Annotated in this window: 16 protein-coding genes; 10 read left to right on the forward strand and 6 right to left on the reverse strand. The window is 73.1% G+C overall.

Going from position 1 to position 14,975, the window contains the following annotated elements; genetic code table 11:
• The first annotated feature begins 2 nt into the window (after nucleotides 1-2).
• Together ACK1X7_RS05475 and ACK1X7_RS05480 are read left to right on the forward strand one after the other, a co-directional pair.
• Complete coding sequence (locus ACK1X7_RS05475; RefSeq protein WP_398160791.1) at nucleotides 3-1,520, forward strand: mannitol dehydrogenase family protein; 1,518 nt, start codon at nucleotides 3-5, stop codon at nucleotides 1,518-1,520.
• 129 nt (nucleotides 1,521-1,649) lie between these two features.
• Complete coding sequence (locus ACK1X7_RS05480) at nucleotides 1,650-3,020, forward strand: MFS transporter (protein ID WP_385145235.1); 1,371 nt, start codon at nucleotides 1,650-1,652, stop codon at nucleotides 3,018-3,020.
• Between the two features lie 4 nt (nucleotides 3,021-3,024).
• Here ACK1X7_RS05480 and rpsR read toward each other — a convergent pair whose 3' ends face one another.
• The 4 genes from rpsR to rpmG are packed head-to-tail and all read right to left on the reverse strand — an operon-like array spanning nucleotide 3,025 to nucleotide 4,910.
• A complete protein-coding gene (gene rpsR / locus ACK1X7_RS05485; protein ID WP_361507075.1) occupies nucleotides 3,025-3,267 on the reverse strand; it encodes a 30S ribosomal protein S18 in 243 nt (80 codons plus the stop codon).
• A 52-nt stretch (nucleotides 3,268-3,319) separates the two neighbouring features.
• Nucleotides 3,320-4,486, reverse strand: coding sequence for a GTP-binding protein (locus ACK1X7_RS05490; protein ID WP_385145237.1), 1,167 nt, complete (start codon nucleotides 4,484-4,486; stop codon nucleotides 3,320-3,322).
• On the reverse strand, nucleotides 4,483-4,740 hold the full coding sequence (locus tag ACK1X7_RS05495) for a type B 50S ribosomal protein L31 (RefSeq protein ID WP_385145239.1): 258 nt from the start codon (nucleotides 4,738-4,740) through the stop codon (nucleotides 4,483-4,485). Before ACK1X7_RS05495 ends, ACK1X7_RS05490 begins: the two co-directional genes overlap by 4 nt.
• Nucleotides 4,741-4,745: 5 nt before the next feature.
• Complete coding sequence (gene rpmG, locus ACK1X7_RS05500; protein WP_043238828.1) at nucleotides 4,746-4,910, reverse strand: 50S ribosomal protein L33; 165 nt, start codon at nucleotides 4,908-4,910, stop codon at nucleotides 4,746-4,748.
• Nucleotides 4,911-4,999: 89 nt separating this feature from the next.
• Here rpmG and rpmB point away from each other — a divergent pair, with 89 nt between their 5' ends.
• Both rpmB and rpsN read left to right on the forward strand, forming a co-directional pair.
• The gene (gene rpmB / locus ACK1X7_RS05505; protein ID WP_211127227.1) at nucleotides 5,000-5,236 is read left to right on the forward strand and encodes a 50S ribosomal protein L28; all 237 of its coding nucleotides are present in this window, start codon (nucleotides 5,000-5,002) and stop codon (nucleotides 5,234-5,236) included.
• Entirely contained in the window at nucleotides 5,236-5,541 is a 306-nt protein-coding gene (gene rpsN, locus ACK1X7_RS05510) for a 30S ribosomal protein S14 (protein WP_385145241.1), read from the forward strand. Before rpmB ends, rpsN begins: the two co-directional genes overlap by 1 nt.
• A 121-nt stretch (nucleotides 5,542-5,662) precedes the next feature.
• Here rpsN and ACK1X7_RS05515 read toward each other — a convergent pair whose 3' ends face one another.
• On the reverse strand, nucleotides 5,663-6,751 hold the full coding sequence (locus ACK1X7_RS05515; protein WP_385145243.1) for an enoyl-CoA hydratase/isomerase family protein: 1,089 nt from the start codon (nucleotides 6,749-6,751) through the stop codon (nucleotides 5,663-5,665).
• A gap of 118 nt (nucleotides 6,752-6,869) precedes the next feature.
• Between ACK1X7_RS05515 and ACK1X7_RS05520 the strand changes: the two genes are divergently transcribed.
• From ACK1X7_RS05520 to ACK1X7_RS05540, 5 genes are all read left to right on the forward strand, one after another.
• On the forward strand, nucleotides 6,870-7,241 hold the full coding sequence (locus ACK1X7_RS05520) for a VOC family protein (RefSeq protein ID WP_390794758.1): 372 nt from the start codon (nucleotides 6,870-6,872) through the stop codon (nucleotides 7,239-7,241).
• Nucleotides 7,242-7,348: 107 nt separating this feature from the next.
• On the forward strand, nucleotides 7,349-8,803 hold the full coding sequence (locus ACK1X7_RS05525; protein WP_413114714.1) for a serine hydrolase domain-containing protein: 1,455 nt from the start codon (nucleotides 7,349-7,351) through the stop codon (nucleotides 8,801-8,803).
• A 112-nt stretch (nucleotides 8,804-8,915) separates the two neighbouring features.
• The gene (locus tag ACK1X7_RS05530; protein ID WP_413114715.1) at nucleotides 8,916-10,256 is read left to right on the forward strand and encodes an ANTAR domain-containing protein; all 1,341 of its coding nucleotides are present in this window, start codon (nucleotides 8,916-8,918) and stop codon (nucleotides 10,254-10,256) included.
• A gap of 128 nt (nucleotides 10,257-10,384) precedes the next feature.
• On the forward strand, nucleotides 10,385-10,951 hold the full coding sequence (locus ACK1X7_RS05535; protein WP_385145251.1) for a hypothetical protein: 567 nt from the start codon (nucleotides 10,385-10,387) through the stop codon (nucleotides 10,949-10,951).
• A 77-nt stretch (nucleotides 10,952-11,028) separates the two neighbouring features.
• Nucleotides 11,029-11,277, forward strand: a complete 249-nt coding sequence (locus ACK1X7_RS05540; protein ID WP_385145253.1) for a DUF5133 domain-containing protein — start codon at nucleotides 11,029-11,031, stop codon at nucleotides 11,275-11,277.
• Between the two features lie 36 nt (nucleotides 11,278-11,313).
• On the opposite strand, the gene ACK1X7_RS05545 is transcribed toward ACK1X7_RS05540, so the two are convergent.
• Nucleotides 11,314-12,216, reverse strand: coding sequence for a DUF1396 domain-containing protein (locus ACK1X7_RS05545; RefSeq protein ID WP_385145255.1), 903 nt, complete (start codon nucleotides 12,214-12,216; stop codon nucleotides 11,314-11,316).
• Between the two features lie 184 nt (nucleotides 12,217-12,400).
• Here ACK1X7_RS05545 and ACK1X7_RS05550 point away from each other — a divergent pair, with 184 nt between their 5' ends.
• Entirely contained in the window at nucleotides 12,401-14,860 is a 2,460-nt protein-coding gene (locus ACK1X7_RS05550) for a SpoIIE family protein phosphatase (protein WP_413114716.1), read from the forward strand.
• Nucleotides 14,861-14,975 lie beyond the last annotated feature (115 nt).

The following is a 14,975-nucleotide window of genomic DNA, read 5'->3' on the forward strand; positions in this document are numbered from 1 at the left end:
CAATGCCGCACAGCCTCCCCCGCCTCCGCCGCGCCACCGCCCCCGCGGCCGCCCTCACCCTCCCGCACCCGCCCGCCGAGACCGGCATCGTGCACCTGGGCCTCGGCAACTTCCACCGCGCCCACCAGGCCGTCCACACCGCGGCGGCACTGCGCCACACCGACGGCCCCTGGGGCATCCTCGGTATCGCCAGCCGCTCCGCCACCGTGGTGCGGGCGATGCGCGACCAGGAGATGGCCTACGCGGTCGTGGACATCTCCCCCGACGACACCCGCGTCACCGTCCCCGCCGTGCACACCGGCGCCCTGCTGGCCGCCGAGCAGCCCGACGATGTCCTCGACGCCCTCGCGGCACCCGCCACGGCCGTCATCACCCTGACCGTCACCGAACACGGCTACACCTTCTCCCCGCGCACCGGCGGCCTCGACCTCGATGCCCCCGCCGTCCGGGCCGACCTGCGGGGCGACGCGCCGCCACGGACCACCATCGGACAGATCGTCCGCGGCCTCCAGCGCCGCACGCTGGCCCACGCCCGGCCCGTCACCGTGCTGAGCTGCGACAACCTCGTGGGCAACGGAGCACAGACCAGGCGGCTGGTCCACGAGTTCACCCAGGCCCTCCCGGCGGCCGAACGCGACGACCTCGCGCCCTGGCTGGAGTCCGCGGTGACCTTCCCCAACTCCATGGTCGACCGGATCGTCCCCGCCACCACCGACACCTACCGCGAGGCCGTCGCCGCCCACCTCGGCGTACGGGACACCGTCCCGGTGCCGGCCGAACCCTTCAGCATGTGGGTGATGGAGGACCGCTTCGCCGCCGGGCGCCCGCGCTGGGAGACGGGCGGGGCACTCTTCACCGACGACGTCGAACCCTACGAACTGCTCAAGCTGCGCCTGCTCAACGGCACCCACTCCCTCATCGCCTACCTCGGCGCGCTGGACGGAAAGGAGACCATCCCGGACGCGACCGCACAGCCGTTCATCGCCGAAGCCGCCCGCGCGGTGCTCCACGACGAGTATCTGCCGACCCTCACCGTGCCCGCCGACATCGACCTCGACCACTACGCAGGACAGCTCTTCGAGCGCTGGGCCAACACCGCCCTGGGCCACCGCACCCGGCAGGTCGGCTCGGACGGCTCGGTCAAACTGCGCCAACGGGTCCCCGAACCCGCCCTGTTCCACCTGCGAGCCGGCCACATGCCCCACCATCTGGCGCTCACCGTCGCCGCCTATCTGTGCTGCGTGGCACCGCGCCCCGGCTTCTCCCCCGGTCCCCACGCCACCGCGATGGCGGACCCCGCCCGTGCGGCCCTCGCCACGATCGCCGGCCGCGGCGCCACCTCATCCGGGCCGCCCTTCGTCGAAGCCGTCCTGGACAGCGGGCTGCTCGGCGACGGACTGACGGACCACCCGGACTTCGCCGCCCGGGTCTCCGAGCTGATCGACCTCATCGTCCGCCACGGGCCGGCCGCCGCGGCCGCGGACGCCGCCGGGACCCGCCGGGCCCCCGCACACCGCTGACCCCTCCCCGGACACCGGCCCCGTACGCCCCTGCCCCGTCCCCCTTCTTCCCGTTCCCCATCCCCTTCCCCTTGTCCTCCCCTCCCCCGCTCCGCTGCCAGCATCGATCCGTTCAAGGAGGCATGGATCATGAACAGCAATCCCACCCCCGCCACGACGCGTCCCCCATCGCCCGCCCCCTCCGACCCACCCGCCGACCCCGGCGCGGTGCGCCGCGCCGCCTGGGCCGGTCTCATCGGCACCGCACTCGAGCAGTACGACTTCGTCATCTACGGCACCGCCTCGGCGCTGATCTTCAGCGATCTGTTCTTTCCCAACGCCTCACCGTCCGTGGGCATCCTGGCCAGCTTCAGCACCTACGCGGTGGGCTTCGCCGCCCGCCCGCTCGGCGGGCTCTTCTTCTCCCGCTACGGCGACCGGCTGGGCCGCAAGTGGGTGCTGGTCACGACCCTGCTGCTGATGGGCGGCTCCACCCTCGCCATCGGACTGCTGCCGACCTACAACGAGGTCGGGCTGCTCGCCCCGATCCTCCTGCTGATCTGCCGTATGGGCCAGGGCTTCGGAGCCGGGGCCGAGCAGTCCGGCGGCGCCACCCTGCTCACCGAGACGGCCGCCACCGGACGCCGCGGCAGACTGTCCTCCCTCGTCATGACCGGCGCGGCGCTGGGCACCGCCCTGGGCGCGGTGGCCTGGATCCTCGCCCAACGCCTGCCCGACGACGCCCTGATGAGCTGGGGCTGGCGGCTGATCTTCGGCAGCAGTCTCATCGTGACCGTGATCGCCATGGTGCTACGCCGCAAGCTGCACGAGAGCCCGGTCTTCACCGAGCTCAAGGAACAGCGGGAGCGGCCCGCCTCACCGGTCAAGGAGGTCTTCCGGCACGGACGGAAGCCCATGCTCCTGGTGCTGTTCATGAACTTCGGCGTCAGCACCCAGTCCTACACCTACCAGGTCTTCATGGCCTCCTATCTGGTGTCCAGCGTCGGCGTCGACAAGGACTTCGTCCCCCAGGTGCTGCTGATCGGGGCCCTGTGCGGCGGTCTCGCCGCCATCTGCTTCGGCACGCTCTCCGACCGCCTCGGGCGGCGCCCGGTGTACTCCACGATCGCCGCCGCGCTGGTGCTGCTGCCCGCCCCCACCTTCATCGCGCTGAACACCGGATCGCATCTGGCGATCGCCGTGGCCATCGTCATCGGTTTCATCCTCGCCTGCCACGGCTCGGTCGGCGTCCAGATGAGCTACTTCCCCGAGCTGTTCGGCAAGCGCTACCGCTATGCGGGCGTCACGCTGGGCCGGGAGTTCTCCTCCGTGATCGGAGGCGGGGTCGCACCACTGATCTGCAGCGCGCTCGTCACCGCGTTCTCCGGCTCCTGGATACCGGTCGCCATCTACATGACCGTGGTCACGGCGGTCAGCCTCGTCGCCACCCGGATGGCCCCGGAGACCCTCGACCGCGATCTGAACACCGTGGCCGACGCCACCGATCCGGTGAACCGGTGAGGCCCTAGCGCGACCCGTAGGGCAGCAGCGCCATCTCCCGCGCGTTCTTGATGGCACGGGCCAGTTGGCGCTGCTGCTGCGCGTTCACCCGGGTCACCCGGCGGCTGCGTATCTTGCCGCGGTCGGAGATGAACTTCCGCAGCAGCTCGGTGTCCTTGTAGTCGATATAGGTGATCCCCGCCTTGTCCAGCGGGTTCACACGGTTGCGCCGGGCGTCCCGGCGGGTGGGGTCGAGTCGTCGGGCCATCATCGGGTCCTTGTCCATGTAGTGCGTGCGGTGTCCGTGCTCCGTGCTCCGGTCAGGACACCTGGTCGAGCAGTTCGTCGAAGGCGTGCGGCAGCCGGCGCCAGGAGGCCGGTCCGGCCGCGTACTCGGTGTCGGTCAGCAGACACGAGTCGAGCAGGGCCAGCAGCCCGTCGCGGTCGAGGCCGGGCGAGGTGAAGGTGAGGTGCTGACAGCGGTCGCCGTGGTCGGGATGCCAGTCCATCGAAGCGGCCACCCGCCGTTCGGCCGGGACCATCTCCCAGGCGGCGTCCGGCAGCGCGGCCAGCCACGGCCCTGCCGACTCCACGCACAGCGCCCCGCCCGCCGCGTCCCACGACAGCAGGGTGTCGCCCCGGTCCGCCAGCCAGAAACGGCCCCGGCTGCGGGCCGCTGCGCAGGTCAGGTCCTCCAGCGCGGCGTAGAGCCGCCCCGGGTGGAAGGGCCGCTCGCGCCGCCAGACGAGGGTGGCCACCCCGTGGTCGTCGCCCTCCTGCGGCAGCAGCGCGCACGCCGGATGCTGACGTGCGGCCGCCGCCGCGATGTCGAAGCCCTGGAGCAGGGCAGGCCCCAAGGCCCCCTCGCCGAGCCGCGTCTGCCGTGCGCCCGGGGTGAGGTGGGTGAGCAGGGCCAGGTCACCGTCGTCCGCGGACTCCTCGGACGTCTCGTCCTCGGCGACGGCGATCACCGTGGGGTACTCGAGCTGCCGGGCGAAGGTGTCCGCGATGGTGCGCTGGTCGGTCGGGGCGGCGGCGAGACCGGCCTCGGCGAGGTCGTCGCCATTGGCGAGGTACGGCACCATCAGGGCCGGGTCGACCGCGGTGGCCACCCCGGTCAGCTCCAGCGGTGCGCCCTCGGCCGCGATGACGGCGGCCATGGCCTGGGGCTCGACCGACTCCCACAGTTCGACGACGGCGAGCCGGTGCCCGCCGCCCGTGGCCAGGCGCAGCAGCTCGGGAACCATGTCCTCGCGCAGCGCACAGCACGCGCAGTCGTTCACCAGCGGCGCCTCGCCCTCGCCGAGCGGCCCGGAGGCATCGCGCACCGTGCGGCGCACGGCGCGGTCGGTGGCGGCGGACAGGTCGTGGTGCAGCGCCACCGAGCCGGGCACCGTGCGCAGGATCTCCTCGACGGCGGCGCGGCGGGCGTCGGCGTGCAGTCCGCCCACGACCGCGACGGCCAGCCGGTTCTCGTCCGCGATCACCGGCCCCTCCGCCCTCGTCCGTAGCGCCGCTCGAACCGCTCGACGCGGCCCGCGGTGTCCACGACGCGCTGGTTGCCGGTGTAGAAGGGGTGGCTCGCCGAGGAGATCTCCACGTCGATGACCGGATAGGTGTTGCCGTCCCGCCACTCCACGGTCTTGTCGCTGGTGGCGGTGGAGCGGGTGAGGAAGGCGAAGTCGGCGGACCGGTCACGGAAGACGACGGGCCGGTACGCGGGGTGAATTCCGGGCCTCATGGCGGTCAGCGCTCCTCACGGAAGTCGACGTGGCGGCCGGCGACCGGGTCGTACTTGCGGAGGGTCATCCGGTCGGGGTCGTTCCGCCGGTTCTTGCGGGTCACATACGTGTAGCCGGTGCCCGCGGTGGACCTCAGCTTGATGATCGGGCGTAGTTCATTGCGTGCCATGAGCCAGAGCATACACGGAAGTGGTTTTCATTTTCATCTAACTGCTACGCTGCCGCGACATCCACCCCACACCACCGAACGGAGGACTCATGTCCGCCCACTGCCAACTCACCGGCCGGCAGCCCGGCTTCGGCCACCACATCTCCCACTCCCACCGCCGCACCAAGCGCCGGTTCGACCCCAACATCCAGCACAAGCGCTACTGGCTGCCGAGCGAGGGCCGCCACATCCGGCTCACCCTCAGCACCAAGGCCATCAGGACCGTCGACGTGATCGGCATCGAAGCGGCCGTGGCCCGTATCCGCGCCCGGGGAGGGAAGGTCTGATGGCCAAGAAGAGCAAGATCGCAAAGAATGAGCAGCGGCGCGTGATCGTGACGCGCTACGCCAAGCGCCGCGCCGAGCTGAAGGCGGTCATCGCCGACCCCCGGGCCTCGGTGGAGGAACGCCTCGACGCCCAGCGGGAACTGCGCCGCCAGCCCCGCGACGCCAGCGCCACCCGCGTACGCAACCGCGACTCCATCGACGGCCGCCCCCGCGGCCATCTGCGCGCCTTCGGCCTCTCCCGCATCCGGCTGCGCGAGATGGCACACGCGGGTGAACTCCCGGGAGTGACCAAGAGCAGTTGGTGATCCGCCACCGTTGCGGGTCACTCCACTGAGGTGCCGCTTGGCACACTATTAATCCTGTGCCGACGCCGACGGCTCACCCGTCGGCGTCGGCAGGGCGCCGGTCGGCGTCGGCAGGGCTCGGCTACGGGGCGTCGGCCAGGCGGAGGTCGCCGTCGGCGGGCGGTGCGAAGAACCCGGCCACCTGCGCGTCGGTGACCTCGGCCAGAGCGGCCGGGGTCCAGCGGGGGCGGCGGTCCTTGTCGATCACCTGGGCGCGGACGCCCTCGACGAAGTCCGGGCGGGCCAGGGCCGCACAGGAGACGCGGTACTCCTGCTCCAGGACGCGCTCCAGCGAATCGAGCGCCCGGGCCCCGCGCACGGCGGCCAGCGTGACCTTCAGCGCCGTGGGGGACTTGGCGAGCAGGGTCTCGGCGGTCTCCTTGGCGGCCGGTTCCCCGACAGCCATCAGCCGGTCCACGATCTCCTCGACGGTGTCCGCCGCGTAGCAGTGGTCGATCCACTCCCGCTGACCGTCCAGGGTCCCGGCCGGGGCGTCCACCGCGTACCGGGGAAGGACGTCCGGCACCGGGTCAGCGGCCAGGTCCCGGGTCAGCGCGGGCAGCAGCTCGGAGGGGACGACATGGTCGGCCAGCCCGCAGAGCAGCGCGTCGGCGGCGCCCACCGACGCTCCCGTGAGCGCCAGATGCGTCCCCAGTTCGCCCGGTGCGCGGGACAGCAGATAGGTGCCACCGACGTCCGGTACGAAGCCGATCGTGGTCTCGGGCATGGCCACCCGGGAGCGCTCGGTGACGATCCGCACGCTGCCATGCGCCGAGACCCCGACGCCCCCGCCCATCACGATGCCGTCCATCAGGGCCACATACGGCTTGGGATAGCGGGCGATCCGGGCGTTGAGCGTGTACTCGTCGCGCCAGAACGCCCTCGAGGCCGCGCCACCGCCCGCGGTCACATCCCGATGGATCATGCGGATGTCGCCGCCCGCGCACAGCCCGCGCTCCCCCGCCCCGCCGATCACCACGGCCTGGACGGCCGGATCCCGCTCCCAGGCGATGAGGGCCTCGGCGATCCGGGTCACCATCGGATGGGTGAGCGCGTTGAGGGCGCGGGGGCGGTTGAGGGTGAGATGTCCTGCGCGGCCCTCGGTGCGCGTCAGCACGGCGTCGTCGTCGATCACGGATTCGGTCACGCGGTCGGTCACGGAGTCGCTCACGGGGTGTTCGGTCCTTCCGGCGTCTGGTGCGTTCGCGGATCACCACCGATCCGTCACCGCCGATCCTCTCAACGGGCCATCGGCCCGGGACAGCCGCGCCCTCTGCTTGACTGGACACATGCTGTCGATCGGTTCCGTGGTGCTGGGGGTCTCGGACGTCCGGCGCGCGGCGGCGTTCTGGACGCGGGCCCTGGGATACGTCCCGCGCGGGGAGATCGAGGACGACTGGGTGGTGCTGGTCCCCGCGGACGGGCGCACCGGGACCCGGCTGTCGCTCGGCCGCAGCGAGACCCCGGTCCAGGGCCGCCCGCGGGTCCATCTGGATCTCTACGCGGGGGACGCGGCCGATCAGGCCGCCCAGGTCGAGCGGCTGGTGTCGCTCGGCGCCCGGCGGGTCCGCTGGGAGCTGTATCCGCCGGACGCCGATTTCATCGTCCTGGCCGACCCGGACGGAAACCGCTTCTGCGTCATCGACACCGGCCGCGGCTGAGACCGGCTTTCGCACCGCGAGCGACGCGGCACAAAACCCTCTGGACACCCGCCGCCCCGCCGGGGAGGGTGGGCGCGGCCCATCACTGACCCCCGAGGACCCGTCTGATGACTGCTCATCCGCTGCCCACCAGCACCCCCGCCGCCGAGGGCGTGGACGCGCGGGGCGTCCACGCCTTCCTCGACGCCCTCGAGAGCGCACCGGAGATCGAGCCGCACAGTCTGATGATCCTGCGCCACGGCCGGCTCATCGCCTCCGGCTGGTGGGCGCCGTACACCGCAGAGCGGCCGCATCTGCTCTACTCCCTCAGCAAGAGCTTCACCTCCACGGCGGCGGGGCTGGCCGCCGCCGAGGGGCTGCTGAACCTCGACGATCCGGTGATCTCGTACTTCCCCGAGTTCGAGGCGGAGATCACCGACCCGGGCAGCCGGGCCATGCTCGTCCGCCATGTCGCGTCCATGGCCAGCGGACATGCCGAGGAGACCCTGGAGCGGGCGTTCGGCGGCGACCCGGAGGAACCCGTGCGCGGCTTCCTGCGGATTCCGCCGGACCACGCGCCCGGCACCGTCTTCGCCTACAACCAGCCCGCCACGTACACGCTCGCCGCGATCGTCCAGCGGGTGACCGGGCAGTCGCTGACGGAGTATCTGCGGCCGCGCCTCTTCGATCCGCTGGGCATCGGCGAGACGGCCTGGCTTCAGGTGCCGGCCGGGCGTGACCTCGGCTTCAGCGGGCTGTTCGCCGCCACCGACGCGATCGCCCGGCTGGGGCTGCTGTATCTGCGCGGCGGCGAGTGGGAGGGCGAGCGGCTGCTTCCGGCCTCCTGGGTCGCCGAGGCGACGCGGGAGCACATCGCGACCGAGGAGGCCATGGTCAATGGCTCGGGGCCGGACTGGCGGCGGGGGTACGGATTCCAGTTCTGGATGTCCCGGCACGGGTACCGGGGCGACGGGGCGTTCGGGCAGTTCTGCCTGGTGCTGCCCGAGCATGACGTGGTGATCGCCACGACGGCGGAGACCGAGCGGATGCAGGCCGTGCTGGACGCGGTGTGGGAGCATCTGCTGCCCGCGTTCGGCGAGGCGCCGCCGACCGGCCGCGAGGACGAGGACGCCGCGCTGGAGCGGCGGTTGTCCCGGCTCGCCCTGCCGCCCCTCGCGGCGAAGCCCGCGCCGCTCACGGACCCCGGCGTCTGGTCGGGCGCGGAGTTCGGCCCCGAGGGCGGCGCCTGCGCGGATCAGCCGACCCTGACGGGGGTCACCGTGGCCGAGGACGGCTCCGGCGGCTGGACCGTCTCGCTGGCCGAGGAGGCGTCCCGGCTGGACCTGGGGTTGGACGGCGCGGGGTGGCGGGTCCACGACGGGCCGCGGGCGCCCGTCCCCACGGCGGTGAGCGGGGGGTGGACGGATCCGGACACCCTGACCGTGGACGTGGCGTTCCTGGAGACCCCGCATCACCTGGTGGTCACCTGCTCCCTCGCGGACCGCGTCTTCACCGCACGGTGGCGCACGGTTCCGCTGCACCGGGCCCCGCTGCACGCCATGCGCGCACCCAGGCCGCGTTGACCCGTTCCGCCGTTCTGGAAGGGCGCCGTTCTGCAAGGGTGGGGCCCTGGTCCGGGGCAGCCCCGGGATGGACCAAGGCCCCCTTGCGGGCGGACTGCGGAACGAGGCTGAGATGCGCGAGACCGATGCGACGGGCAGGGCCGAGGGCCAGGGCGTACGGAAGGCTGCGCCGGGCGGGCGGGCGCACCCGGCGGCGGGTGCGGGATCCGCGGGCGCGGTGTGGGTGCTGCGCCCCGACGGGGGCTTCGAGCGGCCGGACCATCCCCTGTTCACCGGCGCGTGGCAGGTCGGCCGGGACGGACCCATCACCGCCGTGATCGTGGATCTCTCGCAGGTCCGGGAGATCACGGCGGACGGGGTGCGGGGGCTGCTGCACTGCGCGCGGGCCCTGGCCGAAGCCGGTGCCGCACTGCTCCTCGCCGGGGCCGACGAGCCCGTGGCGCGGCTGCTGCGGGTGGCGCTGGTGGACGGCCCGATCCGGATCCACGACACCGTCGAGGCGGCCGTCGCCGCCTGCGGCGCGGCTGCGTCGAGGGCGGACGCCATCGCGCGGGACGGCGGCCGAACGGCGGTGCCCGAGGTCATACGGCTGCGCCGGGAGACCGTCGATCTGCGCGCCAGACTGCGCTCGCACCCTCTGATCGCACAGGCGCAGGGCGTACTGCGGGAGCGCTACCGGCTGCCCGATCCGCAGACGGCGTTCGCCCTGCTCCAGCGCAGTTCACAGACGCACAACGTCAAACTGCGGACCCTGGCGGCCGCGCTGCTGCGCATGGACCGGCCCGATCCGGACAGCCCGCTGTGGTTTCCGCAGCGCACCCCCGAGGAGGCCCCCGCGCTGCCGTTCCTGCCGGGTGTACGGCCCGGCGAGGTCAATCGCGGCACGGTGGTGAAGACGGTGCTGAGCCAGGCCCTGGAGGTGCTGGGGTCCGATATGGGCGATGTGCAGCTCGCGAATCCGGTGAGCGGGCTGCGGATGGAGCAGCACCACGGGTTCGGCAGGGAATTCCTCGACTTCTTCGCCCACGTCGGCGAGGGCGAGACCTCCTGTGCCACGGCGGCGGCCCGCGCCCGGCCGGTGATGTCGGACATCGCCACCGACGGCGTCTTCTCCGACACCGCCCGCGAGGTCATCCTGGCGACCGGTTCCCGCACCGCGCACAGCATCCCCATGACCGGCGCCTCCCGCCGGGTCGTCGGGGTGTTCTCGGTCCACAGCTCCCAGGCGGGGCGCGGCCTGACCAACGCCGAGGCCGGGATACTCCACCAGTTGGCCACCCGGGCGGGGCTGTGGCTGGAGTGGCATGAGCGCAGCGTCGTGCTGGACGCGCTGGAAGATCTGCATCAGCGCGCCCAGGGCGCCGACCCCGAGGCGGCTCCCCGGCCGTCGGGCCCCGAAGCGGCCCCTCGGGAAGCGGCCCCTCGGCGGCCGGACTCCGGATCGGCGCCCTGACGAGCGGCGCCCTGACGATCAGCCCCCGGAGGCGGCGCCCCGGCGGTCGTCTCTTGAGAGTCCGCCCAGGGGGTACCCGGCAGGGTCGTGCACACCGCTGCTCGGGGCCCGGCGTCGGGAGGACGACCATGGCTGTACCGGCCGCGACCCGCTCCGGCGGCATCCACGCGCCGCCATGGCTGGGGATCTACCTCAACGACCACCTGGCCGCCGCCACCGCGGCGGTCGCGCCGGCCCGCCGGATGACCCGCAGGCACCGGCGCTCGGCCTACGGTGGCGAACTGGCGAGGCTCACGGCGGAGTTCGTCCAGGACCGCAGGTCACTGCTGTGGTGCATGGCCTCGCTCGACGTCCCCGTCCGCCGCGGCAAGGTCCGCGCGGCGCGGGCGGCCGAGCGCGCCGCACGGCTGACGCCGGGCGGCCGGCCGCGGCGGCGCTCGGGGGTGAACACGCTGGTGGGGCTGGAGGCGCTCCGGGTGGGTGTGGAGGGCAAGGCGCTGCTGTGGCGCTCGCTGCTCGCCGTGGCCGTCCATGACACCCGCCTCCGGACGGGCCGCCTGGCCGAACTGCTGGAGCGGGCCGGGCAGCAGCTCACGGCCCTGGACTCGCTGCACTCCCGGGCCGCCTCGGCGCTGATCTCGGCCGACGCCCCGGCGCAGGCCGCGTCCGGGCGGCATCCGCCCGGCGACGCCTGATGAGAAACGCACATGGCCTCGGGCCATGGGGGTACACGCGCTGGCGTCACCTCTCCGGCTGCGAAAGGACCACCGCCGTGCTGATGGCCCACCCGGTCGTACTTCAGAACCTCATCGAGCAGTACGAGACGCTGCGGATGCTGCACGCCGAATCGGGCGGCACCGAGGTACGACAGCGGATGGACGACCTCGCCTACACCCTGTGCGTCTCCACCGGGACCCGGGATGTGGACGCCGCCCTCATCGCCGCCCGGCACCAGTTGCCCGGCGCCCGTGTGGGGGACGACTCGGCCCTCACGGCCGGGGCGGGCGCATCGGGCGGCTGAGCCCGCCGCGCCGCCCACGGTGGAGGCGCCGCCGGATCAGCCCTCGATCCCCTCGGCCAACTCGGCGAGGTCCATGGTCTGGTTCGCGGGCGGCGCCTTCACCGTGACCGGCTCATTGAGGCCGGAGAAGGTGATGGTCATGTCGAGCGGGCCCTTGTCCCCCTCGCCGCGCATGCGGAACCGCTTGGTGTGGCCGTCCGGGTCGATCCACATGTCCATGGACAGCCGGTCGACCCCCATCTTCTCGTACTCCTTGAGGTTCTTCTCGCGGCGCTTGCGGGTCGCCGCGTCCTCGTCCTTGAGGCTCTCGCGCATCTGGGGGACGGTGATGGTGCCCCGGTAGTGCGTCGTGCGCACCCCGTCGATGGTCTCCTCGCCGACCCGCTTCACATCGTCGGCGCCGGAGAGGAAGGCCGAGTCGTCCGCCGGGTTCTTGTCGGCCTGGCGGGAGAGCGAACCGCCGCCCAGCGCACCGGTCGCCTTCTCGCCCAGGGCCGAGAAGTCCAGCTTGAGCCAGCTCTTCCCGTTCAGCTCGCCGGCGGCCTCCTTGCCCCCGTCGAGGTACATCGCCCCGTCGACCAGCCGGATCTCCACCGCCGCGTCGGCACCCTGGCCGACCGCGCGCATCGTCATCCGGACCGCGACGGGCTTGGTGCTCATCGCCGCCTCGCCCTCGATCCGCCCGTCCTCGGGGGTGCGCCCGGTCATCCGGTAGCGGAACGAGGTGAGCTTCTCGCTCTTCTTCGCGGCGGCCCGCACGGCCGCCGCCGGGGCCATCCGCACCTGCTCCGAGGACTTCTCCCCCGCCTTGCCCTCCGGCTTCCCGTCCGCCCCGGACGAACCGCAGCCGACCGCACCGCCACAGAGCAGCACGGCTGCGAGCACGGCACCGGCCGCGCGAGTGCCTCTGCCATGTCCCCCATATACGACCATGGCCATATACCCCACCCCTTGCAGAACTTCTGTTCGTTTCTCTGTGATCCGGGACAGTACCAGCAGCGGGTGACAGCCGACTCCCGACGGTCATGCGCACACCGCGCGGCGTGTGCCGACCCCTCTCACCGTGGGCATACTTGAAGGCGCGACCATTGGTTCACTCTCCGCCAAGGGTTGAGATGACACCATGACGCGACCGGACACCCCGCGGGACGAGCGGTCCGTCCGGTCGGGCGATCTCCCCGGCAAGGGGGCCACCGCCAAGGCCACGGTCGACGGGCACGGCATCGTCACCCGGTGGAACGAGGCGGCCCGCGGGCTGCTCGGCTACCTCCCGGCCGAGATCGTGGGCAGGCCCGCGGCCGATCTGCTCCACGACGCCTCGCCCGCCCGCGCCGAGGTGCTGGCCGCACTGCGCTCCCCCTCCCCGCCCGCCCGGCTGAACGGGCGGGCGACGCTGCTGCGCCGCGATGGCTCCACCGTGGAGCTGGGGCTGCTGGCGCATCGCCGCACCTCGGCCGCCGGGGCCCCCGAGTGGCTGGTCGTCTCCGCCCTGCCACGCCCCGTACCCGCCGTCGAGGACGAGGAGCTGGTGCGGCACGCCTTCCTCCAGGGGCCCTGCACGATGGCGCTCTACGACCCCGGGCTGCGGCTGCGCCGGGCCAATCACGGCCTGGAGCGGGTGCTGGGCCTGGACCAGGAGGAGATGCGCGGGCTGCGGCTGCCGGAGCTGCTGCCCGGCCCCGAATCCGAGGCGGCCGAGCGGACGATGCGGCGGGTGCTGGAGACGGGCGAGCGGCGGGATCTGGATCTGACCACGCCCATACCCGGCCAGCCCCGCCCCCTCGCCTGGTCCATCGTCTTCGCCCCGCTGCTCGACGACGAGGGCCGGGTGGCGGGCCTGATGCTGTCCGCTCATGACATGACCGGCCCGCGGACCGCCCGGCAGCGGCTGACGCTGCTCAACGAGGCCAGCGTCCGGATCGGCAGCACGCTGGACATCGACCGGACCGCGCAGGAACTGGCCGATGTGGCCATCCCGGCGCTCGCCGACTTCGTGACGGTCGATCTGCTGCCCACCGTCCACGAAGGGAGCGAACCGCGCCCCGGCCCGCCGGGCGGCTATGTGCTGCTGCGCCGGGTGGCCGCCCAGTCGGTCTTCGCGGGCGTCCCGGAGGCCGTGCTGCGGCCCGGGCAGGTGACCGCCTACCCGGACTTCTCCCCCGCGGCCGAATGCCTGAAGGCCGAGCGGGCGATGCTGTACCGGGACACCGACCCCGGCGTCGCCCGGTGGGCCGCCGAGGACCCGGACCGGGCCGCCATGGTCCGCCGGTTCGGGTTCCATTCGACGATGGCCGTGCCCCTGCGGGCGCGTGGCGTCACCCTCGGCGTGGCCACCTTCTCCCGGCACCGCCGCCCCGAGCCGTTCGAGCACGACGATCTGCTGCTCGCCGAGGAGATGACGGCCAGGGCCGCCGTCTGCGTCGACAACGCCCGGCGGTACACCCATGAGCGGCACACCGCGCTGTCCCTCCAGCGCAGTCTGCTGCCGCGCACCCTGCCCCCGAGCGCCGCGGTGGAGCTGGCGTCCAGCTATCGGCCGGGCGCCTCCCGGTCCGGGGTGGGCGGCGACTGGTTCGACGTCATCCGGCTGGCGGGCGCGCGGGTCGCCCTGGTCGTCGGCGATGTGGTGGGCCATGGCGTCCGCGCGTCGGCGGCCATGGGGCGGCTGCGGACGGCGGTGCGCACCCTCGCCGACGTCGATCTGCCCCCCGATGAGCTGCTCACCCATCTGGACGATCTGATCAACCATCTCACCGCCGAGTCGGAGAGCGGCGCCGGCGACCCGGACGCGGCGGAGGCGGCCTACGCACAGCTCGGCGCCACCTGTCTGTACGCGGTCTACGACCCGGTCTCCCGCCGCTGCTCCCTGGCCCGAGCCGGGCATCCGCCACCCGTGCTGGTCACGCCCGACGGCACCGCCACCCTCCTCGACCTGCCCAGCGGACCGCCGCTGGGGCTGGGGAGCCTGCCGTTCGAGGCCGTCGACCTCGAACTGCCCGAGGGCAGCCTGCTGGCCCTGTACACCGACGGTCTCATCGAGGCCCGCGGCCAGGACGTCGACAAGGCGGTCGACACGCTGCGCCGCACGCTCGCCCGGCCCGCCGACTCGCTGGACGGCCTGTGCCGGACGGTGCTGGCCAAGCTGCTTCCCGGCCACCCCGCCGACGACGTCGCCCTGCTGCTGGCCCGCACCCGGGGGCTGGGCGCGGACCACGTGGCCACCTGGGAGCTGCCGGACGACCCGGCCGTGGTGGCCCGGGCCCGCCGGGAGGCCACCGGGCGGCTGGCCGCTTGGGGCTTCGAAGAGGCCGCCTTCACCATGGAGTTGGTGGTCAGCGAACTGGTCACCAACGCCATCCGGCATGCCACGCCGCCCATCAGGCTGCGCCTGATCCATGACCGGGCGCTGATCTGCGAGGTCTCCGACGGCAGCGGCACCTCACCGCATCTGCGCCGGGCCCGCGCCTTCGACGAGGGTGGCCGCGGACTGCTGCTGGTGGCCCAGCTCACCGAGAGCTGGGGCACCCGGCAGACCGCCACGGGCAAGACCATCTGGGCCGAGCTGGCCGTGCCGACGCTGTAGGGGCGTCGTGTGCGGGCGTCCCGTAGGAGCGTCGGTACGGGCATCCTGTAGGGGCCCAGGGCCCGAGGCTGCACGACGGCGGCCGCAACGGGACGGCCGCACGACAACGGCCGCC

Origin of the sequence: Streptomyces sp. CY-1, from assembly GCF_047218265.1 — a bacterium.
In the GTDB taxonomy this organism is placed as follows: Bacteria; Actinomycetota; Actinomycetes; order Streptomycetales; family Streptomycetaceae; genus Streptomyces; species Streptomyces niphimycinicus.